This is a genomic window from Nocardioides agariphilus, from assembly GCF_015352445.1.
GTDB classification, from domain to species: Bacteria; Actinomycetota; Actinomycetes; order Propionibacteriales; family Nocardioidaceae; genus Nocardioides; species Nocardioides agariphilus.
The window spans coordinates 36,199-56,624 of sequence record NZ_JADKPO010000018.1; the positions used below are offsets into that span (position 1 = coordinate 36,199).

A 20,426-nucleotide genomic window follows, 5' to 3' on the forward strand; every position below is an offset into this window, starting at 1 on the left:
ACGGATGTGAACGTCGTCACCTACGGTCTGCTCATCCAATTGAAACCTTTCAATTGGATTCACGCCAGTGTGACAGGCAGATCGAGGACTCATGAACGACGGCGACGCCACCGCGGTGCTCGAGCTGCGTGACGTCTCCAAGTCCTTCGGTCCGGTCGTGGCGCTGCGGTCCGGCAGCATCCGCGTCGAGGCCGGCTCGATCCACGCGCTGGTCGGCGAGAACGGCGCCGGCAAGTCGACGCTGGTCAAGGTCGTGGCCGGCGTCTACCGCCGCGACGGAGGCGAGTTCCTCCTCAGTGGTCAGCCCGTCGACTTCGGGTCGACAGCCGAGTCGAAGAACGCCGGGATCGCGGTCATCTACCAGGAGCCGACGCTCTTCCCCGACCTCTCGGTCACCGAGAACATCTTCATGGGCCGGATGCCCACCGGCCGCAACCGCCGCATCGACAGGGCGGGCATGCACCGCGAGGCCAACGCCCTCTTCACGCGGCTGGGCGTGCACATCGACCCGCGCCGTCCGGCACTGGGTCTGTCGATCGCCGACCAGCAGATCATCGAGATCGCCAAGGCCATCTCGCTCGATGCCCGGCTGCTGATCATGGACGAGCCCACCGCCGCGCTGAGCGGCAACGAGGTCGCCCGTCTTTTCGCCGTGGCTCGCAGCCTGCGCGACGAGGGTCGAGCACTAGTGTTCATCTCCCACCGCTTCGACGAGGTCTTCGACCTCTGCGACACCGTCACCGTGATGCGCGATGGCTCCTACATCGCCACCGACCGCATCGCCGAGACCTCCGAGTCCCAGATCGTCGCCAAGATGGTCGGCCGCGAAGTCGGTGACCTGTTCCCCAAGTCGCCCGCACCCCTCGGCGACGTCGTCCTCGACGTACGAAGCCTGGAGACGGCCGGTGAGTTCCACGACGTCTCCTTCCAGGTCCGGGCCGGCGAGATCGTGGGGCTCGCCGGTCTCGTCGGCGCCGGCCGCAGCGAGATCGCCCGGGCGATCTTCGGTGTCGACGCGTACGACGCCGGATCGGTCACCCTCCTCGGCAAGGCCGTCCCCCCGCACGACCCGCGAGCCGCCATCCGCGCCGGCATGGCGTTCGTGCCGGAGGACCGCCGCCAGCAAGGTCTGGTCCTGCACGGTTCGGTCGGCAAGAACATCGCGTCCGTCATCCGCGGTCGCCTGGACAGAAGTGGCTTCCTCACCGCCGCTGCGGAGTACAAGGCCGCCCGGCCGTGGGCCTCACGCCTCGAGGTCAAGACCAACGCGCTGGACATGACGGCCGCGACCATGAGCGGCGGAAACCAGCAGAAGGTCGTCATCGCCAAGTGGCTGGCCACCGACCCGCAGCTGCTGATCATCGACGAGCCCACGCGCGGCATCGATGTCGGCACCAAGGCCGAGGTGCACCGGCTGCTGTCGGAGCTCGCCGGACAGGGCCTGGCGATCCTGATGATCTCCAGCGAGCTGCCCGAGGTGCTCGGCATGGCCGACCGCGTGCTCGTCGTGTGCGAGGGCCGGATCACCGCCGACATCGCCCGCGCCGATGCGACGCCCGAGAACGTGATGTCAGCGGCCACACGCTCCGCCGAGAGGACCGCGCCGTGACCGACCTCCGCGTCGAGCCCAGCCAGCAGTCGCGCAGCGCTCGCATGCTCGGCACCCTGCTGCGCTCTCGCGAGCTGTCCATCGCGATCGTCCTGGTCCTCATCGTGCTGGCCGCCACAGCCAGGCGGTCGACGTTCGTCTTCAGCGGCGACGGCTGGCGCGACACCCTGCTGGCGCCCTCGATCCTGCTGCTGCTGGCGATCGGTCAGATGGTCGTCATCGTCACCCGCAACGTGGACCTGTCGGTGGGCTCGACCCTGGGTGCGACGGCCTACGTCACCGGCAAGATCTTCATCGCCAACCCCGAGACCAACGTGGTGCTGGTCTTCCTCGCCGGCCTGCTGGTGGGGGCCGCACTGGGCGCCGTCAACGGGCTTCTCGTGGCGTTCTTCCGGGTGCCGGCGCTCGTGGTCACCCTCGGCACCATGTACATCTTCCGCGGTGTCCTGACCAACCAGATCGGCAACGACCGCATCGTGGCCGGCGACATCCCGGCCAACTTCGAGAAGCTCGGCACCCAGCAGATCTTGACGATCCCGGTGCTGACGCTGATCGGCCTGCTCGTGCTGGCGATCGTCGGCTACTACCTGCACACCGCACGCGGGGGGCGCGAGCTCTACGCCATCGGCTCCGATCCCGACGCCGCGAAGCTCTACGGCCTCAACGTCGGCAAGCGCGTCTTCGCAGCGTTCGTGCTCTGCGGCGCCCTGGCCGGTCTCGCAGGCGTCTTCTCGGTCGCCCGCTACGCCACGGCATTCGCGGGCACCGGCCGCGACCTCGAGCTGCAAGCGGTCGCCGCAGTGGTGATCGGCGGGGTCGCCATCTTCGGCGGCAGCGGCTCGGTCTGGGGAGCCGCGATCGGAGCGTTCCTGCTCGTGACCATCAACCGGGCGCTGCCGATCCTCGGCATCAGCGACTTCTGGCAGGGGGCGGTGGTCGGTGGACTCATCATCGGCTCGATCGTCCTCGACCGGGTGCTGATGCTGCGCCGGACCCACCAGCTCGTCGAAGCCCGAGACACGACGGGGACCCCATGACCACGCAGCAAGCGCCGGCGACCCGCAGCGCGTACCCCGTCTACTCGCGCAACATCGTCCAGCGGCTCCTGGTCAACCGGGAGTCCGCGGTGATCGCCCTGCTGGTGATCGTCTACGTCTACTCGCTGGTCAACGTCGAGTTCTTCGACGGCCCGCTGACGACGTACAACCTCTTCAAGGAGTACGCGCCGATCCTGCTGATGGCACTCCCGATGACGCTCATCATCATCACCGGCGAGATCGACCTGTCGGTGTCGAGCACCCTCGGGGTCTGCGCGGCGGCATGTGGCGTGATGGTCAAGGACCACGGGCTGTCGATGCCGACGGCCATCGTCCTCACACTCCTGCTCGGCATCGTGCTCGGCGCCGTCAACGGCTTCCTCGTCGCGTACGTCGGGCTGCCGTCGCTGGCGGTCACCATCGGGACCCTGGCGCTCTACCGGGGTCTCGCGGAGGGCCTGATCCAGACCGACCGGATCGCGGAGTTCCCCGCCTCGTGGCAGGACTGGCCGACCGAGCGGATCGGCGACACCAACATCCCCAACATCATGGTCCCGGTGGTGGTCCTGGCCGTGGTGTTCGGTCTGCTGCTGCACTTCACGTCGTTCGGCCGGGGGATCTACGAGATCGGCCTCAGCTCCGAGACCGCCCACTTCTCCGGCGTCAACGTCGCTCGCACGAAGTTCCTGCTGTTCATCATGAGCGGCTTCGTGGCCGCCCTGGCCGGCATCTACGTGCTGCTGCGGTCCGACTCGGTCGCCACCGACACCGGAGTCGGCTTCGAGCTCAAGGTGATCGCATCGGTGCTTCTGGGCGGCGTCTCGATCTTCGGCGGCCGCGGCGCACTGCACGGCGTGATCGCCGGCGTGCTGCTGATCGCCGTCCTCAACTCGGCCCTCCAGCTCAGCAATCAGGGCTCGGAGATCATCCAGATCATCATCGGCCTGCTCCTGGTCGTCTCGGTGATCGCCTCCAGCTTCCTGCCGCGGGTCCGGGAGCTCCTCCCGCGCAGGGCCATGGCCTCTGGGCCATCCAAGGCGCCGAACTCCGGCGACGAATCACGAAAGGCAAGGCAATGATCATCAAGAACAACCGATTCGCCGCTCTGGCGGTCATGGCGCTGGTCGCCAGCCTCGGTCTCGCCGGGTGTGGCTCCGACGACTCCTCCACCGCTTCGGGCGACGGGGGTGGCGGTGGCGGCGACGCCACGACGGTGACCTTCCTGCCCAAGAACCTCGGCAACCCGTACTTCGACACCAGCGACGCCGGTGGCGAGAAGGCCGTCAAGGAGTTCGGCGGCACCTACGCCGAGGTCGGCCCGGACGCCGCCGGTCCCGATGCCCAGGTCAGCTTCATCGACACCGCAGCCCAGCAAGGCGTCGACGCGCTGGTGATCTCGGCCAACGACCCGAAGGCCCTGTGCGACTCCATCAACGCGGCTCGCGACGCCGGCACCAAGGTCGTGACGTTCGACTCCGACACCGACCCCTCATGCCGCGACCTGTTCATCAACCAGGCCACGGCGGAGGGCATCGCCAACGTCGAGGTCGACATGATCGCGGAGCAGATCGGCGACGCCGGTGAGATCGCGATCCTCTCGGCCGCGGCCAACGCGACCAACCAGAACGCTTGGATCGAGACGATGAAGGCGACCCTGGAGGCCGACCACCCCGACATCAAGCTCGTCGACGTGGTCTACGGCGACGACGACGACCAGAAGTCCTTCGACGCGACCGCAGCACTGCTCGCCGACCACCCGGACCTCAAGGGCATCATCTCGCCGACGACCGTCGGCATCGCCGCCGCCGCCCGCTACCTGTCCACCTCGGACGCCAAGGGCAAGGTCGCGCTGACGGGTCTGGGCACGCCCAACCAGATGCGTGACTACGTCGAGGACGGCACGGTCACCGAGTTCGCTCTCTGGAACCCGGGCGACCTGGGCTACCTGGCCGCCTACGCCGCCAAGGCTCTGGTCGACGGCGACATCACCGGCAAGGAGGGCGACTCGTTCACCGCGGGCGACCTGGGTGACTTCACCGTCGGCGCGGACGCCACCGTGCTGCTCGGCGAGCCGTTCCGTTTCAACAAGGACAACATCGCCGACTTCAACTTCTAGCCGCTCCAGCCTCGAGACCCGGAGAGTGAACAGGCAGCAGAGCCACTCACCGGGTCTCGAGACAGGCGCTAGCGCGCCTTCCTCGACCAACGAGAAGGAGCGCCTTCCTCGACCAACGAGAAGGAGCGCCTTCCTCGACCAACGAGAAGGCGCGCCTTCCTCGACCAACCGAGATGGGAAAGGTCTCGCCATGCCTCGCTACTGCTTCCAGCTCCAGGTGAAGCCCGACCGGATCGCGGAGTACCGCGAACGGCACGCGACCGTCTGGCCGGAGATGCTGCGGGCGCTGGCCGAGACCGGCTGGCACAACTACTCGCTGTTCCTGCGCCCCGACGGGCTGCTCATCGGGTACGTCGAGTCGCCGGACCTCGCGGCTGCCCAGAAGGCCATGGACGACAGCGACGTCAACCGCCGGTGGCAGGCCGAGATGTCCCCGTTCTTCGAGGCCCTCGACGCGCCGACACCTTTTCGCCCGGACCAGGGGTTCCTGCTCCTGGAGGAGGTCTTCCACCTCGAGGACCAGCTCGCCACACTCGACAACGACCAAGGAACGCCACGATGACCGAACAACAGGGCTTCGCCGACATCACCGGCCGGCTCGAGACGCTGGCCATCGAGGTCCCCAGCTGGGCCTACGGCAACTCCGGCACCCGCTTCAAGGTGTTCGGCTCGGCCGGCACCCCACGCACCGTGCACGAGAAGATCGCCGACGCCGCCGCCGTACACCGCTTCACCGGGCTCGCTCCGACCGTCGCGCTGCACATCCCGTGGGACCTCGTCGACGACTTCGCCGCCCTGCGCGTCTACGCCGAGGACCACGGCGTCGGGCTCGGCACCATCAACTCCAACACCTTCCAAGACGACGACTTCAAGCTCGGCTCGCTGACCAACGCCGACCCAGCGGTCCGGCGCAAGGCCGTGCAGCACAACCTCGACTGCATCGAGGTCATGAACGCGACGGGATCGCGCGACCTCAAGATCTGGCTGGCCGACGGCACCAACTACCCCGGCCAGGCCGACATCCGCGCCCGCCAGGACTGGCTGGCAGAGGGGCTCGCCGAGATCTACGCCCAGCTCTCCGACGACCAGCGACTGGTGCTGGAGTACAAGTTCTTCGAGCCGGCCTTCTACCACACCGACGTCCCCGACTGGGGCACCTCGTTCGTCCACTGCCTGGCCCTCGGCGACCGCGCGGTCGTCTGCCTCGACACCGGTCACCACGCTCCCGGTACCAACATCGAGTTCATCGTCGCCCAGCTGATCCGGCTCGGGAAGCTCGGCTCGTTCGACTTCAACTCCCGCTTCTACGCCGATGACGACCTGATCGTCGGTGCGGCCGACCCCTTCCAGCTGTTCCGGATCATGGTTGAGGTGATCAGGGGCGGCGCGTACGACGGTCGCCCCGAAGACGGACACAGCCGGGCGGCGCTGATGCTCGACCAGTGCCACAACATCGAGAAGAAGATCCCCGGCCAGATCCGCTCGGTGCTCAACGTGCAGGAGATGGTGGCGCGCGCGCTGCTGCTCGACACCCCAGACACTCGGGCAGCGCTCGCCGTCGCGCAGCGCGAGGGTGACGTGCTCGCCGCCAACGAGATCTACATGGACGCGTTCTACACCGACGTACGACGCGACCTCGCCGGCTTCCGCGAGGAGCGCGGACTGCCGGCCGACCCGATGGCGGCCTACCTCGCCTCGGGTCACCAGGAGCAGATCGAGGCCGACCGCGTGGGCGGCACCCAAGCAGGATGGAACTCATGACCAACCCCACCGTCGCGTCCCTCGTCGACCGGTCCAACCGCCTGGGCCGCGACCCCAAGAACACCAACTACGCCGGCGGCAACACCTCGGCCAAGGGCACCGAGGTCGACCCGGTGACCGGCGAGGCCGTGGAGCTGGTGTGGGTGAAGGGATCGGGTGGTGACCTGGGCACCTTGACCGAGGGCGGGCTCGCCGTGCTGCGGCTGGACCGGATGCGCGCGCTGACCAACGTCTACCCGGGAGTCGAGCGCGAGGACGAGATGGTCGCGGCGTTCGACTACTGCCTGCACGGCAAGGGCGGCGCGGCGCCGTCGATCGACACCGCGATGCACGGGCTCGTGGACGCCGCGCACGTCGACCACCTGCACCCCGACTCCGGCATCGCGATCGCGACGGCCGCGGACGGCCAGGCGCTGACCAAGGAGATCTTCGGCGACCGGGTCGTCTGGGTGCCCTGGCGGCGTCCGGGCTTCCAGCTCGGCCTGGACATCGCCGCGATCAAGGAGGCCAACCCGCAGGCGGTCGGCTGCATCCTCGGCGGCCACGGCATCACCGCGTGGGGCGAGACGTCCGAGGAGTCCGAGCGCAACAGCCTCTGGATCATCGACACCGCCGCGGCCTACATCGCCGAGCACAGCAAGCCGGAGCCGTTCGGCGCCCCGCTCGAGGGGTACGCCGCCCTGCCCGGGGCCGAGCGTCGGGCGAAGGCCGCCGCCATCGCGCCGACCATCCGCGGCCTGGCGTCGACGGACAAGCCGATGGTCGGGCACTTCACCGACTCCCCCGAGGTCCTGGACTTCCTGGCCTCGGCCGAGCACCCCCGGCTCGCGGCTCTCGGCACGTCCTGCCCGGACCACTTCCTGCGCACCAAGGTCAAGCCGATGCTGCTCGACCTACCTGCCACGGCGTCGATCGAGGACACCATCGCGCGGCTCAAGGAGCTGCACGGCCCGTACCGCGAGGACTACCAGGCGTACTACGACCGCAACGCGGTCTCGACAGGCTCGAGCAGCGAATGGCCCGCCATCCGCGGCGCCGACCCGCTGATCGTGCTGGTTCCGGGGGTCGGGATGTTCTCGTTCGGGAAGGACAAGCAGACCGCGCGTGTGGCGGGCGAGTTCTACGTCAACGCCATCAACGTGATGCGCGGCGCCGAGGGACTCTCGACCTACGCCCCCATCGACGAGGCGGAGAAGTTCCGCATCGAGTACTGGGCACTCGAGGAGGCCAAGCTCCAGCGGATGCCGAAGCCTAAGCCACTCGCGACCCGTATCGCGCTGGTCACCGGTGCCGCCTCGGGCATCGGCAAGGCCATCGCCACCAAGCTCGCCGCCGAGGGTGCGTGCGTGGTGATCGCCGACCTGTCGCTGGAGAAGGCGCAGGCCGCCGCCGCCGAGATCGGCGGCACCGACGTCGCGGTCGGCGTCCAGGTTGACGTCTCCGACGAGACCGCCGTGCAGGCCATGGTCGACGCGACCGTGCTGGCCTTCGGCGGCGTGGACCTGGTCGTCAACAACGCAGGCCTGTCCCTCTCCAAGACCCTGCTCGAGACCACGGTCGCCGACTGGGACCTCCAGCACGACGTGATGGCCAAGGGCTCCTTCCTCGTCTCACGCACCGCCGCCAAGGTGCTCATCGAGCAGGGCCTCGGCGGCGACATCGTCTACATCTCCTCGAAGAACTCCGTCTTCGCCGGCCCCAACAACATCGCCTACTCCGCCGTGAAGGCCGACCAGGCCCACCAGGTCCGGCTGCTCGCAGCCGAGCTCGGCGAGCACGGCATCAAGGTCAACGGGGTCAACCCCGACGGCGTCGTACAGGGGTCCGGCATCTTCGCCGGCGGCTGGGGCGCGCAGCGGGCAGCCGTGTACGGCGTGGACGAGAGCGAGCTGGGCAAGTTCTACGCCCAGCGCACCCTGCTCAAGCAGGAGGTGCTGCCGGAGCACTGCGCCCAGGCCGTGTTCGTGCTCTGCTCGCCCGAGCTCAGCCGCACCACCGGCCTGCACATCCCCGTCGACTCCGGCGTCGCGGCCGCGTTCTTGAGGTGACTGGGTGGCGATGAGGTTCGCGGCCGTCGACCTCGGCGCCTCCAGCGGCCGGGTGATGGTCGGTGAGGTCGGGCCGGGCACGTTGCGCCTGGAGGCGGCCGCGCGCTTCGCCAACGACCCCGTACGCCGTGACGACGGCCTGCACTGGAACCTCGACGCGCTCATCGACCATGCCATCGCCGGCCTCGCGACGGCGCAGGCCGCCGGGGCGCTGACCAGCGTGGGCGTCGACAGCTGGGGCGTCGACTACGGCCTGCTCCGCAACGGTCGAGTCCTCGGTGAGCCGTTCCACTACCGCGACGAGCGTCGCAACGAGCTCGGGCCTGCACGGGTGGCCGCCTTGATCGGCGCCGAGGAGCTCTATCGCCGCAACGGGCTGCAGCACCTGTCGTTCAACACGCTCTACCAGCTGAGCGCCGAGGAGCAGCTCGACCAGGCGACCTCACTGCTGTTGATCGCCGACCTCGTCGCCGCTGCCCTGTGTGGCAACCACGTCACGGAGCGGACCAACGCCTCCACCACCGGTCTCCTCGACGTCACGACTCGCGAGTGGGACCGCGAGCTGATGGTGCGCCTCGGTCTCGGCGTCGGCCTGTTCGGCGACCTGGTCGACCCCGGCCACCAGACCGGCGTACTGCTCCCCCACATCGCTGACCGAATCCTTGGCCGAGCAGGCGGACGCATCCCCGTCGTCGCAGTCGGGTCCCACGACACCGCCTCTGCGGTGGTCGGCGTGCCCATGCAACCCGACGGGCATGGCGACGCCGCCTACGTCTCTCTCGGCACGTGGGCCCTCGCCGGCCTCGAGCTGGACGGACCCGTGCTGAGCGAGGAGGCTCGGCTGGCCAACTTCACCAACGAAGGCGGCGTCGACGGCACGACCCGCTTCCTCACCAACGTGATGGGGACCTGGTTGCTCAGTGAGACCTTGCGGAGCTGGGGCGAGTCCGACCTGACCGGCCTGCTGCGCGCCGCGGAGGCAGCTGACGAACCGGTGCCGCTCGTGGACGTGCAGGACCCGCGCTTCCTGCCACCCCATGATCGGCACAGCGACATGGCGGCCAGGATCGAGGGGTGGTGCGCCGAGCACGACCTACCCCCTCCGTCCGGTCGTCCGGCCGTCGTCCGGTGCATCGTCCTCAGCATCGCTGCAGCCGTCTCAGCGGCGCTCGACCTCGCCGCGACGCTGGCCGGCCGCACGATCGGCGTCGTTCACGTCGTGGGGGGCGGCGCGCAGAACTCCTTCCTGTGCCAGGCGGTCGCCGACGCCTCCGGCCTGCCCGTGCTCGCCGGACCCGTCGAGGCCACGGCGATCGGCAACGTGCTGGTGCAGGCCCGGACCGCCGGAGTACTCGGTCCCGGCCTCGCCGACCTCCGGGCCCTGGTTGCGGCCACGCACGACCTCGCGCGATACGACCCGCGCGACTGAGGGAGGATCACACCGTGCGAGTCGCACTCATGGTGACGTGCATCAACGACGCGCTCTTCCCCGACGTCGGGAAGGCGTGTGTCACGCTGCTGCGTCGCCTGGGTGTCGAGGTGGACTTCCCCGATGCCCAGACGTGCTGCGGCCAGCCGATGGTCAACACCGGCTACCTGGATGAGGCGATCGCGCCGTTGCGGTCGTTCGTGAAGGCGTTCGAGGGGTACGACGCGATCGTCACGCCGTCCGGGTCCTGCGCGGGGTCTGCGCGCCACCAGCACGGCATGGTCGCCCGCCGGTCCGGCGACCCGGAGCTCGTGGCTGCGGTCGAGCGGACGGCGCCTCGCACCTACGAGCTGAGCGAGTTCCTCGTCGACGTGCTCGGCGTGACCGACGTCGGCGCCTGCTTCCCGCATCGGGTGACCTACCACCCGACCTGCCACTCGTTGCGGATGCTCGGCGTCGGCGACCGTCCCACCACGCTGCTGCGCGCCGTACGCGGTCTCGACCTGGTCGAGCTGCCACGCGCCGAGGAGTGCTGCGGGTTCGGCGGCACGTTCGCGGTGAAGAACTCCGACACCTCGGTCGCGATGGTCTCCGACAAGGCTCGACACGTGCGCGAGACCGGCGCGGAGGTCCTGGTCGCGGGCGACAGCTCGTGCCTGATGAACATCGGTGGCGCACTGTCGCGCCAGCAGGCCGGCATCCGGGTGATGCACCTGGCCGAGGTCCTCGCCCAGACAGCGACGGGTGGGGGGCAGTCGTGACGAGCACCTTCGTCGGGATGCCGAAGTTCCCGGTCGCCGCGCGGGAAGCGTTGGCGAACACGCAGCTGCGGAGCAACCTCGCGCACGCGACCGCGACCATCCGCGACAAGCGCGCCCGTGTCGTGGCCGAGGTCGACAACTGGGAGGAGCTCCGGCTCTCCGGCGCGGCCATCAAGGATGCTGCGCTGGCCTCGCTGGACCAGCACCTGGTGAGGCTCGAGGCACGCCTCACCGCTGCGGGGGCAGAGGTGCGCTGGGCCCGCGACGCCGATGAGGCGTGCACGATCGTCGCCGAGGTCGCCCAGCGCCACGGGATCGACGAGGTCGTCAAGGTCAAGTCGATGGTCACCCAGGAGATCGGGCTCAACGAAGCCCTGCAGGAACAGGGCATCTCGGCCTGGGAGACCGACCTCGCCGAACTGATCGTCCAGCTCGGCGACGACCTGCCCAGCCACATCCTGGTGCCCGCGATCCACCGCAACAGGGCCGAGATCCTCGAGATCTTCCAGCGCCGCATGCAGGGCCTGGCGTCACCGGAGGAACTCACCGACGATCCCGCCGTACTCGCCGGGGCGGCTCGCGAGCACCTGCGCCAGAAGTTCCTCACGGCGCGGATGGCGGTCTCCGGAGCCAACTTCGCGGTCGCCGAGACCGGCACGCTCGTGGTGGTCGAGTCCGAGGGCAATGGCCGGATGTGCCTGACGCTGCCCGAGGTGCTGGTGTCGGTGGTGGGCATCGAGAAGGTGGTGCCGACGTGGGAGGACCTCGACGTCTTCCTGCGGCTGCTGCCGCGGTCGTCGACCGGCGAGCGGATGAACCCCTACACCTCGACCTGGACCGGCGTGACCCCCGGCGACGGTCCGCAAGAGGTCGTCGTCGTGCTGCTCGACAACGGCCGCACTCGTGCGCTGGCCGACCAGGTCGGCCGCCAGGCCCTGCGCTGCATCCGCTGCTCGGCCTGCCTGAACTCCTGTCCCGTCTACGAGCGGGTCGGCGGGCACGCCTACGGCTCGGTCTACCCCGGTCCCATCGGCGCGATCCTCAACCCACTGCTCAAGGGCGTCGGGGTCGACGAGCAGGTCGACTCGCTGCCCTACGCCTCCTCGTTGTGCGGCGCGTGCTTCGAGGTCTGCCCGGTGCGCATCGACATCCCGTCGGTCCTGGTCGACCTTCGCGCCCAGGTGGTCGACGCCCACCGCGCCAAGCGGTGGGGCGGCGTGCCGTCGATGCAGACCGTGGCCATGAAGGGCGCGGCAGCGACGTTCCGGTCCGGCCGCCGTTTGCGCCTGGCCGAGCGGTTCGCCCGACTCGGCACCGGGATCGCCGCACGCGTCGGCGCCCGCGCCTGGACCGGCTCCCGCGACCTCCCACGAGCGCCGCGTGAGTCCTTCCGGGCCTGGTGGCGGCGCACGGATGGAGGGACGCGATGAGCGCCCGCGACGAGATCCTCGACCGGGTTCGCGCAGCCCTGGGCGCGGTCTCGACAAGCTCGACCACCTTCGGTCACCCAGCAGGAAGCTCACCCGACGACGTGGTGGCCCTGTTCGCCGAACGCGTCGCCGACTACCAGGCCACCGTCGTGCGCTGCCCGCCGGACGAGCTCGAGGCCGCCCTGCGCGACGCACTGCCCGCCGGGCGCATCGTCGTACCGGACGCACTCTCGGTGTCTGTCCCCCATGCGGTCACCGATGACCGCCTGACACCGTTCGAGCTGGATGCCTGCGCAGCGGTCGTCACCGACTGCGCCGTCGGCATCGCCGAGACCGGCACCATCGTCTTGGACCACGGGCCGGGCCAAGGCCGGCGCGCCATCACGCTCGTCCCCGACGTGCACATCTGCATCGTCCGCGCCGACCAGGTCGTCGCCGACGTACCCGACGCCATGCCCCGCCTCGCCCCGGCCGTCCGGCAGGGCCGCCCGCTGACCTGGATCAGCGGGCCCAGTGCCACGAGCGACATCGAGCTCAGCCGGGTCGAGGGCGTGCACGGCCCCCGGACCCTGGTCGTCCTCCTCGTCGGCTGAACTTGCCCGGGACGCACTGGGCCATCGCTTCGCACGACGTGTCAGGTGCCCCCTCGCCACTGGGGCAGAGGTTGTCGGCCGACGGCGGTGTCGACGGCGGCCTGGGCGAGCAGCCGGGTGGAGTTGAGCAACGGCACCGGTGAGACGGCAGGTGGCACCAGCAGTGACAGCTCGGTGCAGGCCATCGCAACGGCCGAGCAGCCCTTGTCGGCGAGCCGGCCGATGATCGCGAGTACTTCGTCGCGCGCCTCGGCGGAGAACCGGCCGACCACGAGCTCGTCGAGGATGATGGCGTGCAGCGTCGTCGCGTCGGCGGGCTCGGGCACCATGGTGGTGATGCCGCGGGCCGCGCAGCGGTTCTGGTACATGTCGGAGTCGAGCACCCACGACGTGCCGAGCAGGCCGACCGTGTCGTGACCGAGGCGATGGGCCTCGGCGACCACGACGTCGGCGATATGCAAGCCGGGCAGCGCCATGTCGGGGCCGTCGGCCTCGAGGGCGAGATGCGCGGTGTTGTCCGGGCAGGCGAAGAAGTCGGCACCCCCGGCGCGCAGCCGTCGCGTGGAGAGGGCCAAGATGTCGTGCAACTCCTCGAGATCGCCGCGGCGCATCGCGTCGAGGGTCTCGCCCATGGCCACGCAGTTGAGCGAGAACTCCGGGTGTTGGTAGTCGTCGATAGCCCGGGAACCGTAGTCGGCGATGCCGCGGACGAAGTCGGCGGCGCCTTCGATGGTGTGTCCGACGATGCCGATGTGGAACACGCTTTCTCCCTCTCCATCCCTCCCGAGACCGCCGTTACGGAGCCGTGACACTGGCTCGCAGTCTGGCCAAGTCCCGCGTGAGGCAGGTCACGAAGAGGTTGCGATTGGGCTTCGATCATTTCGGTTCCGCACAGCCCATTGGTCCTCGCCGACGGGCGTTCGATGCTGCCGTCGACATGCACAAGGCCCATCGGCCGACCGAAAGGAATCGACGTGCGCTTGAAGAGAGCCGCAGTGGTGATAGGCACTGCCTCACTGCTTGCCCTGGCCGCCTGTGGCGGCAGCGGGAGCGACAATCCGAACGACCCCATCGAGACCCTCGGTGAGGGCGGCAACGCGGGCGCGGGCAAGAACCCCGACCTGCAGGGGCCCCTCGCGGTTCCGGACGACGCCGCCGCCGGTGGCACGGCCACGGTGCTCACGCTGCAGGTGCCGGCGACCTTCGACCCGACCCGGGCCTACTACACCGACTCCACCGAGATCCTGAACCTCGTCACGCGGGCGCTGACGCAGTACGCGTACAACCCCGAGAACGGCGAGATGGAGCTGGTGCCCGACATGGCCACCGACCTCGGCCAGCCCAACAAGGACAACACCGAGTGGACCTTCACCTTGAAGGACGGCCTCAAGTACGAGGACGGCACCGACGTGAAGGCCGAAGACGTCGCCTACGCCGTCTCGCGGTCCTTCGCGATCGAGGAGCTGCCGGACGGTCCGACCTACCAGCTGCAGTTCTTCCTCGACGGCGATACCTACAAGGGCCCCTACAAGGACAAGTCCCCCTACAAGGGCGTCGTGGTCGACGGCAACAAGATCACGATCAAGATGTCGCGCCCGTTCCCCGAGATGGACTACTACGCGTCGTTCCCCGTGTTCACCGGGATCCCGAAGGCCAAGGACACCGGACCCGAGTACGGCAACCACCCGCTGGCGACCGGCCCCTACATGTTCGAGGACTACAAGCCGGGCACCTCGTTGACGCTGGTCAAGAACCCCAACTGGGACCCGGCGACCGACCCCGGCCGCATCCAGTCGGTCGACAAGTGGGAGTTCCAGTTCAACCAGGACACCGCGAAGCTCGAGAACACCATCCTCAGCGACACGGGCAACGGGCAGACGACGCTGAGCTACGACAACATCACGCCGCCGACGTACAAGAAGATCACCCAGCAGGCACCTGACCGCTTGGTGACGGGCACGTCGCCGTGCACGTACATGTGGTACCTCGACATGACCAAGATCACCGACCTCAAGGTGCGCCAGGCGATCGGCTATGCCTACCCCTACGTGGACGTGTGGAAGGCGCAGGGCGAGATCGTGGGCCTGACCCGCGTGGCCGGCACCAACATCCTGCCGCCGGGCACTGCCGGGCGCGAGGAGTACGACGTGCTGGGCATCAAGGGCGAGAACACCGACCCCGACAAGGCACGCCAGCTGCTCGAGGAGGCCAACGCGGTCGGCTACGAGGTCAAGTTCTTCTACCAGACCGACGACCCGCTGTCGGTCGCCGCGAAGGACCAGCTGGTCAAGGGCCTTGAGGCCGGTGGCTTCACCGCGACCCCGATCGCCTCGACCACGGACAAGATCCGCGAGGCACGCACCGACTACAACGCGCCGGTCAACGTCCGCTCCAGTGGTTGGTGCTCGGACTGGCCGACGGGCGGCTCGTGGTTCCCGGCCCAGTGGGACGGCTCGCTGGTCGGCCTGGAGGGCATGCCCAACCTGGCCAACTTCGACGAGCAGGAAGCCGACGACATGCAGAAGTCGATCCTCGACGGGTCGGCGGATGAGGCCGCGGCCGGCTGGAACGACCTCGACAAGCTGATCGAGGAGAAGTACTACCCGGCCGTCAACACCGGCTACGCCGGCACGGCGATCATCCGGGGCTCCAAGATCGGCGGCATGTACAACGACAACGTCCGCGGCATGCCGACGTTCCAGACGATGTACATCACCGAGTAGATGGGGGTGCCGCCCGGGACGTCACCTTTCCGGCCCGGGCGGCACCGGACCCTCGCGGACGAGACTCTCGGGGTCGCCTCAGTCACGACTCGAGCTCCGCGGACGGGTCCCTGAGGCCCCATCTTGCACGGCCCTCGACGGCGGTCGAGGGCCGTGCGGCATTTGCTCACCAGTTCGCGTCCGAGACGTGACTGCCCTGTGACCTGGCTGAGTTTCCTCAGCACCGGTTCAGAGCATTCTTCGCGCCTTTTTCGGTTGATCTCAGCAACCATCTCCGAAGGTCACGAAGTGGTTGCAGAAGGGGCGAGGGAAGGTCACTTTTCCCTTGCAGGCATTGGGTTTCGGGCCCGATGGGCGAACCCTTCCGGAGGTTTCTGACACCGACCGGAAGGACACCCCAACGTGCTACTGAAGCGGTCCGCGATCGCCCTCGTGGCGGTCGCCTCACTCCTCGGGCTCGCTGCTTGCGGCGGCAGCAGCGGCAGCGACTCCAACGCCGGAACCCCGACGCAGGGGGCGGGCGGAGGGGCCGGCGCCGGGAAGAACGCCGACGCCCAAGGCCCCCTGGCCCTCCCCGCCGACGCGAAGAGCGGCGGCAAGGTCACGGTCCTCACCTCGCAGGTGCCGGCGACCTTGGACCCGACCCGGGCCTACTACACCGACTCCACCGAGATCATGAACCTGGTCACCCGGGCCCTGACGCAGTACGCGTACAACCCCGACACCCAGGACATGGAGCTGGTCCCCGACATGGCCACCGACCTCGGCCGTCCCAACAAGGACAAGACCGAGTGGACCTTCACCTTGAAGGACGGCCTGAAGTACGAGGACGGCTCCCCGGTCAAGGCCGAGGACATCGCCTACGCCATCGCCCGCTCGTTCGCGATCGAGGAGCTGCCGGACGGTCCGACCTACCAGCTGCAGTTCTTCCTCGACGGCGACACCTACAAGGGCCCCTACAAGGACAAGTCCCCCTACAAGGGCGTCACGGTCAACGGCAACGACATCACCATCAAGATGTCGCGGCCGTTCCCCGACATGGACTACTACGCGTCCTTCCCTGTCTTCACCGCCATCCCGAAGGCCAAGGACACCAAGGAGGCCTACGGCAACCACCCGCTGGCGACCGGCCCCTACATGTTCAAGGACTACAAGCCCGGCTCCTCGCTGACGCTGGTCAAGAACCCCTACTGGGACCCGGCGACCGACCCCGGTCGCATCCAGTCGGTCGACGAGTGGGACTTCGAGTTCAACCAGGACACCGCCAAGACCGAGAACACCATCCTCTCCGACAACGGTGACGGCCAGACCACGGTCACCTACGACAACATCACGCCGGCGACGTACAAGAAGATCACCCAGGACTCGCCTGACCGTCTGGTCACGGGCACGTCGCCGTGCACGTACATGTGGTACCTCGACATGACCAAGATCACCGACCTCAAGGTGCGCCAGGCGATCGGCTACGCCTACCCCTACATCGACGCCTGGAAGGCCGGCGGCGAGATCGTCGGGCTGACCCGTGTGCCGGGCACCAGCATCCTGCCGCCGGGCACCGCTGGTCGCGTCGACTACGACGTGCTGGGCATCAAGGGCGAGAACACCGACCCCGACAAGGCCAAGGAGCTGTTGAAGGAAGCGAACGCCGAGGGGTACGAGATCAAGTTCCTCTACGCGACCGACGACCCGCTGTCGGTGGCTGCCAAGGACCAGATCGTCAAGGGCCTGGAGGCCGGTGGCTTCACCGCGACCCCGATCGCCTCGACCTCCGACAAGATCCGCGAGGCCCGGACCGACCCGAAGAGCCCGATCAACGTCCGCTCCAGCGGTTGGTGCTCGGACTGGCCGTCGGGCGGCTCGTGGTTCCCGGCCCAGTGGGACGGCTCGCTGGTCGGCCTCGAGGGCATGCCCAACCCGTCCAACTTCAAGGAGGCGGACGCCGACCAGATGCAGAAGGACATCCTGGACGGCAAGAAGGGCGACACCTCCCAGGCCTGGGGTGAGTTCGACAAGTTCATCGAGGAGAAGTACTACCCGGCCGTCAACACCGGCTATGCCGGCACGGCGATCATCCGGGGCTCCAAGATCGGCGGCATGTACAACGACAACGTCCGCGGCATGCCGACGTTCCAGACGATGTATGTGACCAACTAGGCACCAGCTGAGTCGGAAGATCCCCAGCACCTGCTGCTGGGGATCTTCCGATTTCCGGCTCCTGCCAGGCTGTCCCCGTGCTCACGCTGACCATCGACGTCGCCGGCTGGATCGGCATGGCCCTGCTGATCGGCGCCTACGCCCTGGTGACCACCGGCCGCATCCTCGGACCGAGCCTGACTTTCCAGCTGATGAACCTGGTCGGTGGCGCGCTGCTGATGGTCAACTCCGGCTGGTACGGCGCGTGGCCGTCAGCCGCGCTCAACCTGGTGTGGGTGGTGATCGGCACCGTCGGGCTCGTGCGGGCGCGACTGCGCCGACAGCACGTCAGCGCCGCGGGATGACAATGGGCTCATGCCTTCCACGACGTTCACCGTCCGCACGAGCCTGACACCGACCCAGACCATGGCGGTCCTGACCGACTTCGGGCCCGACCGCGCAAAGCTGTGGGCCAACATCGACGAGGCGCACTTCCGTGTCCATGAGCTCGGCCCGACGTGGGCCGAGGTCACCGAGGGCAACTCCATCGGCTGGGAGCGCGAGCGCTACGAGTGGGACGACCACGCCGGCACGCTGACCATCGAGACGCTGGACTCCAACATCTGGAGACCGGGCAGTGGCTGGCGCTACCAGCTCTCGCCCCGCGACGGCGGCACCGAGATCACCGTCACTCTCACCCGCGTCGCCAAGGCGTTCGTCGGCATCCTCCTCGGCGCCGCCATCCCGCTGGTCGGCGGCCGAACCCTGAGCAAGCAGCTGCGATCGGTGCTGGCGAAGGCCGAGGCCCGCTAGACGGTGGCCTCGTCCACGCTCGGCGCACCTTCAGCAGGCACGACGTCCTCGGCCTTCATCGACGGGCGGGCGTCGTCGGCGCGGCCGAGTCCGGCGTAGGCGCGGGCCACCCGGCTCACGAACTGGTAGACGCCGTCCTCCTCGGGCGCGAGCGGACCGGGGATCGCGTGCGGGCTGGTGAGGCCGCGCTGCACGGACTCGCAGGCCGCCCAGTCCTGGCGGTTGGTGAGGTCCCAGAAGTCGACGGCGTACGACGGGTCGAAACCGGGACGCTCGGCCACCTCGCGAGGGAAGGCCCACGAGCACTCGACGAACGTCCGGTCCGCCGAGATGGGCCGCAGCGTGTGGGTCATCACGTAGTCGGGGTGCAGGCTGATCAGCAGGTTGGGGAACGCCACGACGTACATCACCGTGCGCATCTCGACATCGGTCAGCCCTTCGATGGCCACGCCGCCGCTGGTGCCGTCGAGAGACATCGTCGTCGCGTGAGCCTCCAGGTCCATCCAGCCGCCCATCCACTCGCCGTCGGGCTCGAGGTTCTCGCCGCTCTGCGGCGGGCTGACCCGGCACAGCTCGGGGTGGATCGAAGGGCAGTGGTAGCACTCCTGGTAGTTCTCGACGATGACCTTCCAATTGGTCTCGAGCGTGTAGGAGTGCGAGGCGACAGTGACGAGGTTCTCAGGCTTGTAGTTGGCCACGACCTGCTCGAGGCCAGCGGCGTGCTCCTCGAACGGACCGGACTGCCCGCTCGGGTCCACGAAGACCCAGCCGTGCCACTCCACGACGTTGAGCTCGGCGAGGCCGAACTGCGTCTTGTCGAAGTCCTCGACGTCGCGGAAGCCGCCCGGGGCGTTGCGCAATGAGCCGTCGAGCTTGTAGGTCCAGGCGTGGTAGGGGCAGACGATCGACTTGGTCTGCTTGGTGACGCCGCACGGCACCAGCTCGTGGCCGCGGTGGCGACACACGTTGGCGAACGCCCGCAGCTCCCCGTCGTCACCGCGCACCAGCAGCACGCCGCCGGCGCCGGTCTCGACGCTGGTCTGGGTGCCGGCCTCGGCGAACTTCTCGCCCCGCCCGAGACACATCCACCCCGAGAAGATGTTGGCCTGCTCCCAGTCGTAGACCGCGGGATCGACGTAGGCCAGACGCGGCAGCATGCGCGAGGTGCCGAAGGCCGCGTAGGACGCGGCCACGTCGTCAGCAGGCAGAGGGGCAACCGTGCCACGGGCTTGATTGAACATGCAGTCAATCCTAGTCGTGCGGAGGGAACTTGGTCTAGTGCCACGGTCCCACAGGAGTGGCTACTGACTCCAGACTCAGTTCGTGGCCTGTCGCGCCCGGGCGCCGCTCGGCAGGCGTAGGTTCGGCGTCACCGCGAGAGGGGACCGAATGAGACGACGTTGGCCCTACCTGATCGGCAAGCCGCTACTGATGCCTGCGCTCGCCGCCCGGCACGTCATGGGCACCGACGAACCGAGCCGCGCGGTCCTGACGGCCGACGCGCTGTCCTGGGTGGGCGACATCGCCCTGATGGGCTCCGGACGCCGGTGGTTCCTCACGGGAGTGGGCTCGTTCTTCGGCGCCCACCTCGCCTACATCGCTACCTACCGAGACCGTTCGTCGATGCCGCTGCTCGGCACCCGCGGCCGGCGCCGGTTCCTCGGCGGTGCCGCGGCGCTGGCTGGAGGAATGGCCCTCGCTGCCCGTCGCCAGGACCCGACTCTCGCCGCGCCCGTGGCGGCGTACGGTCTCACCCTCGCAGTGATGGTCGCCTCGGCGGCGGCGGTCGATGACGGCCGCGGTCGCGATCTCCTGCTGCCGGGGGCCGGGCTGTTCCTGGTCTCCGACGCCCTCATCGGGGTCCAGCAGTTCGTGGCGGGTGAGGACTCGCGCGCGCTCGAGGCAGCGGTGCTCGGCACGTATGCAGTCGCTCAGGCACTGATCACCGAGGGACTGACCCGGACACGCTGACG

General features: G+C 68.7%; 18 protein-coding genes. 16 read left to right on the top strand and 2 right to left on the bottom strand.

Features of this window, described 5'->3' with window-relative positions:
• Positions 1-91: 91 nt before the first annotated feature.
• From ISU10_RS14080 to ISU10_RS14130, 11 genes are all read left to right on the top strand, one after another.
• Positions 92-1,609: a sugar ABC transporter ATP-binding protein gene (locus ISU10_RS14080; RefSeq protein ID WP_194697043.1), complete on the top strand. Its 1,518-nt coding sequence runs from the start codon at positions 92-94 to the stop codon at positions 1,607-1,609.
• A complete protein-coding gene (locus ISU10_RS14085; RefSeq protein WP_370865379.1) occupies positions 1,606-2,646 on the top strand; it encodes an ABC transporter permease in 1,041 nt (346 codons plus the stop codon). The genes ISU10_RS14080 and ISU10_RS14085 overlap by 4 nt, the downstream gene beginning before the upstream one ends.
• Entirely contained in the window at positions 2,643-3,725 is a 1,083-nt protein-coding gene (locus ISU10_RS14090; RefSeq protein WP_194697044.1) for an ABC transporter permease, read from the top strand. The genes ISU10_RS14085 and ISU10_RS14090 overlap by 4 nt, the downstream gene beginning before the upstream one ends.
• Entirely contained in the window at positions 3,722-4,762 is a 1,041-nt protein-coding gene (gene rhaS / locus ISU10_RS14095) for a rhamnose ABC transporter substrate-binding protein (protein ID WP_194697045.1), read from the top strand. The genes ISU10_RS14090 and rhaS overlap by 4 nt, the downstream gene beginning before the upstream one ends.
• A gap of 190 nt (positions 4,763-4,952) precedes the next feature.
• The gene (locus tag ISU10_RS14100) at positions 4,953-5,324 is read left to right on the top strand and encodes an L-rhamnose mutarotase (RefSeq protein WP_194697046.1); all 372 of its coding nucleotides are present in this window, start codon (positions 4,953-4,955) and stop codon (positions 5,322-5,324) included.
• Positions 5,321-6,523, top strand: a complete 1,203-nt coding sequence (rhaI, locus tag ISU10_RS14105) for an L-rhamnose isomerase (RefSeq protein ID WP_194697047.1) — start codon at positions 5,321-5,323, stop codon at positions 6,521-6,523. The genes ISU10_RS14100 and rhaI overlap by 4 nt, the downstream gene beginning before the upstream one ends.
• Positions 6,520-8,571, top strand: coding sequence for a bifunctional aldolase/short-chain dehydrogenase (locus ISU10_RS14110; protein ID WP_194697048.1), 2,052 nt, complete (start codon positions 6,520-6,522; stop codon positions 8,569-8,571). The genes rhaI and ISU10_RS14110 overlap by 4 nt, the downstream gene beginning before the upstream one ends.
• Positions 8,572-8,581: 10 nt before the next feature.
• A complete protein-coding gene (locus tag ISU10_RS14115) occupies positions 8,582-10,000 on the top strand; it encodes a rhamnulokinase (RefSeq protein ID WP_194697079.1) in 1,419 nt (472 codons plus the stop codon).
• 29 nt (positions 10,001-10,029) lie between these two features.
• The gene (locus ISU10_RS14120) at positions 10,030-10,761 is read left to right on the top strand and encodes a (Fe-S)-binding protein (protein ID WP_194697080.1); all 732 of its coding nucleotides are present in this window, start codon (positions 10,030-10,032) and stop codon (positions 10,759-10,761) included.
• Positions 10,762-10,778: 17 nt separating this feature from the next.
• On the top strand, positions 10,779-12,191 hold the full coding sequence (locus tag ISU10_RS14125) for a lactate utilization protein B (RefSeq protein ID WP_194697081.1): 1,413 nt from the start codon (positions 10,779-10,781) through the stop codon (positions 12,189-12,191).
• Positions 12,188-12,784 (top strand): LutC/YkgG family protein, encoded by a 597-nt coding sequence (locus tag ISU10_RS14130; protein ID WP_194697049.1) that lies wholly within the window; start codon positions 12,188-12,190, stop codon positions 12,782-12,784. Before ISU10_RS14125 ends, ISU10_RS14130 begins: the two co-directional genes overlap by 4 nt.
• 41 nt (positions 12,785-12,825) lie before the next feature.
• Here the strand turns inward: ISU10_RS14130 and ISU10_RS14135 are convergent, their stop codons facing one another.
• A complete protein-coding gene (locus ISU10_RS14135; RefSeq protein WP_370865383.1) occupies positions 12,826-13,545 on the bottom strand; it encodes an aspartate/glutamate racemase family protein in 720 nt (239 codons plus the stop codon).
• Between the two features lie 237 nt (positions 13,546-13,782).
• On the opposite strand from ISU10_RS14135, the gene ISU10_RS14140 reads away from it, so the two are divergent.
• The 4 genes from ISU10_RS14140 to ISU10_RS14155 all read left to right on the top strand — a co-directional run bounded on the left by ISU10_RS14140 (position 13,783) and on the right by ISU10_RS14155 (position 18,453).
• The gene (locus tag ISU10_RS14140) at positions 13,783-15,507 is read left to right on the top strand and encodes an ABC transporter substrate-binding protein (RefSeq protein ID WP_194697050.1); all 1,725 of its coding nucleotides are present in this window, start codon (positions 13,783-13,785) and stop codon (positions 15,505-15,507) included.
• Between the two features lie 402 nt (positions 15,508-15,909).
• Positions 15,910-17,661: an ABC transporter substrate-binding protein gene (locus ISU10_RS14145; RefSeq protein ID WP_194697051.1), complete on the top strand. Its 1,752-nt coding sequence runs from the start codon at positions 15,910-15,912 to the stop codon at positions 17,659-17,661.
• Between the two features lie 77 nt (positions 17,662-17,738).
• On the top strand, positions 17,739-18,005 hold the full coding sequence (locus tag ISU10_RS14150) for a CBU_0592 family membrane protein (RefSeq protein WP_228500884.1): 267 nt from the start codon (positions 17,739-17,741) through the stop codon (positions 18,003-18,005).
• Positions 18,006-18,015: 10 nt separating this feature from the next.
• Positions 18,016-18,453 (top strand): hypothetical protein, encoded by a 438-nt coding sequence (locus ISU10_RS14155; RefSeq protein WP_194697052.1) that lies wholly within the window; start codon positions 18,016-18,018, stop codon positions 18,451-18,453.
• Here the strand turns inward: ISU10_RS14155 and ISU10_RS14160 are convergent.
• On the bottom strand, positions 18,450-19,694 hold the full coding sequence (locus ISU10_RS14160) for an aromatic ring-hydroxylating oxygenase subunit alpha (protein WP_194697053.1): 1,245 nt from the start codon (positions 19,692-19,694) through the stop codon (positions 18,450-18,452). The two genes, ISU10_RS14155 and ISU10_RS14160, sit on opposite strands and share 4 nt — an antisense overlap.
• A gap of 148 nt (positions 19,695-19,842) precedes the next feature.
• Here ISU10_RS14160 and ISU10_RS14165 point away from each other — a divergent pair, with 148 nt between their 5' ends.
• Entirely contained in the window at positions 19,843-20,424 is a 582-nt protein-coding gene (locus tag ISU10_RS14165) for a lysoplasmalogenase (RefSeq protein ID WP_194697054.1), read from the top strand.
• Positions 20,425-20,426: the final 2 nt, after the last annotated feature.

Bases quoted from the DNA above. Each gene is read 5' to 3' on its own strand.
- ISU10_RS14155 (WP_194697052.1), top strand. From the start codon at position 18,016: ATGCCTTCCACGACGTTCACCGTCCGCACGAGCCTGACACCGACCCAG.
- ISU10_RS14090 (WP_194697044.1), top strand. From the start codon at position 2,643: ATGACCACGCAGCAAGCGCCGGCGACCCGCAGCGCGTACCCCGTCTAC.
- ISU10_RS14115 (WP_194697079.1), top strand. From the start codon at position 8,582: ATGAGGTTCGCGGCCGTCGACCTCGGCGCCTCCAGCGGCCGGGTGATG.
- ISU10_RS14125 (WP_194697081.1), top strand. From the start codon at position 10,779: ATGCCGAAGTTCCCGGTCGCCGCGCGGGAAGCGTTGGCGAACACGCAG.
- ISU10_RS14160 (WP_194697053.1), bottom strand. From the start codon at position 19,694: ATGTTCAATCAAGCCCGTGGCACGGTTGCCCCTCTGCCTGCTGACGAC.
- ISU10_RS14110 (WP_194697048.1), top strand. From the start codon at position 6,520: ATGACCAACCCCACCGTCGCGTCCCTCGTCGACCGGTCCAACCGCCTG.
- rhaS (WP_194697045.1), top strand. From the start codon at position 3,722: ATGATCATCAAGAACAACCGATTCGCCGCTCTGGCGGTCATGGCGCTG.
- ISU10_RS14080 (WP_194697043.1), top strand. From the start codon at position 92: ATGAACGACGGCGACGCCACCGCGGTGCTCGAGCTGCGTGACGTCTCC.
- rhaI (WP_194697047.1), top strand. From the start codon at position 5,321: ATGACCGAACAACAGGGCTTCGCCGACATCACCGGCCGGCTCGAGACG.
- ISU10_RS14120 (WP_194697080.1), top strand. From the start codon at position 10,030: ATGGTGACGTGCATCAACGACGCGCTCTTCCCCGACGTCGGGAAGGCG.
- ISU10_RS14130 (WP_194697049.1), top strand. From the start codon at position 12,188: ATGAGCGCCCGCGACGAGATCCTCGACCGGGTTCGCGCAGCCCTGGGC.
- ISU10_RS14165 (WP_194697054.1), top strand. From the start codon at position 19,843: ATGAGACGACGTTGGCCCTACCTGATCGGCAAGCCGCTACTGATGCCT.
- ISU10_RS14100 (WP_194697046.1), top strand. From the start codon at position 4,953: ATGCCTCGCTACTGCTTCCAGCTCCAGGTGAAGCCCGACCGGATCGCG.